Source organism: Gordonia sesuvii (genome assembly GCF_036350415.1).
GTDB lineage: Bacteria > Actinomycetota > Actinomycetes > Mycobacteriales > Mycobacteriaceae > Gordonia > Gordonia sesuvii.
Genome location: NZ_JAZDUF010000018.1, coordinates 1 through 1,458 on the forward strand (window position 1 = coordinate 1; position 1,458 = coordinate 1,458).

Annotated in this window: 1 rRNA gene; it reads left to right on the forward strand. The window is 54.5% G+C overall.

Annotation, left to right across the window (positions count from 1 at the left end):
• Positions 1–156: 156 nt before the first annotated feature.
• Positions 157–1,458, forward strand: a 23S ribosomal RNA gene (locus tag VZC37_RS24645); the annotation flags it as partial.

Below are 1,458 nucleotides of genomic sequence, written 5' to 3' on the forward strand. Positions count from 1 at the left end.
GGTGTGTGTTGTTTGAGAAGTGCATAGTGGATGCGAGCATCTTTATTTTTTGCATTGCATGACGAATCAAGTTTTTTGGTTTGTGTGTTTTGTTCGAGTTTTTTGGTGCCTTCATTTCGGCCCACCCTTGTGGGGTGGGTTGGTTTGTAGGTGTTGTTGTAAGTGTTTTAGGGCGTTCGGTGGATGCCTTGGTACCAGGAGCCGATGAAGGACGTGGTAGGCCGCGATAGTCCTCGGGGAGTTGTCAAACGAGCTGTGATCCGAGGGTGTCCGAATGGGGAAACCCAGCACCCGTGATGGGGTGTTACCGCCAGCTGAATGTATAGGTTGGTGGGGGGAACGTGGGGAAGTGAAACATCTCAGTACCCATAGGAAGAGAAAACAATTGTGATTCCGTGAGTAGTGGCGAGCGAAAGCGGAGGAGGCTAAACCATGCGCATGTGATACCGGGTAGGGGTTGTGTGTGTGGGGTTGTGGGGTTCATTTTCTGTCATCTACCTGTGGCAGCGTGAGTGATAAAATCTTGTGTTAGGTGAAGTGGCCTGGAATGGTCTGCCGTAGTCGGTGAGAGTCCGGTAGCTGAAAACACAGGGTCTTGCGTGATGTTCTCCCAAGTAGCAGCGGGCTCGTGGAATCTGCTGTGAATCTGCCGGGACCACCCGGTAAGCCTGAATACTTCCTGGTGACCGATAGCGGACTAGTACCGTGAGGGAAAGGTGAAAAGTACCCCGGGAGGGGAGTGAAATAGTACCTGAAACCGGACGCTTACAATCCGTCAAAGCCTGTGAGTCGTTTGGTCGGCTGTGGGTGATGGCGTGCCTTTTGAAGAATGAGCCTGCGAGTTAGTGCTCGGTGGCGAGGTTAACCCGTGTGGGGTAGCCGTAGCGAAAGCGAGTCTGAATAGGGCGTTGAGTCGCCGGGTCTAGACCCGAAGCGGAGTGATCTACCCATGGCCAGGGTGAAGCGACGGTAAGACGTCGTGGAGGCCCGAACCCACTTCAGTTGAAAATGGAGGGGATGAGTTGTGGGTAGGGGTGAAAGGCCAATCAAACTCCGTGATAGCTGGTTCTCCCCGAAATGCATTTAGGTGCAGCGTCCCGTGTTTCTTACCGGAGGTAGAGCTACTGGATGGCCGATGGGCCCTACTAGGTTACTGACGTCAGCCAAACTCCGAATGCCGGTAAGTGAGAGCGGGGCAGTGAGACTGCGGGCGATAAGGTTCGTGGTCGAGAGGGAAACAGCCCAGATCGCCGGCTAAGGCCCCTAAGCGTGTACTAAGTGGAAAAGGATGTGGGGTCGCGAAGACAACCAGGAGGTTGGCTTAGAAGCAGCCACCCTTGAAAGAGTGCGTAATAGCTCACTGGTCAAGTGATCCTGCGCCGACAATGTAGCGGGGCTCAAGTACACCGCCGAAGCCGCGGCACTCACACGTTAGCTTGCCTTCACCCTGCGGGGTGT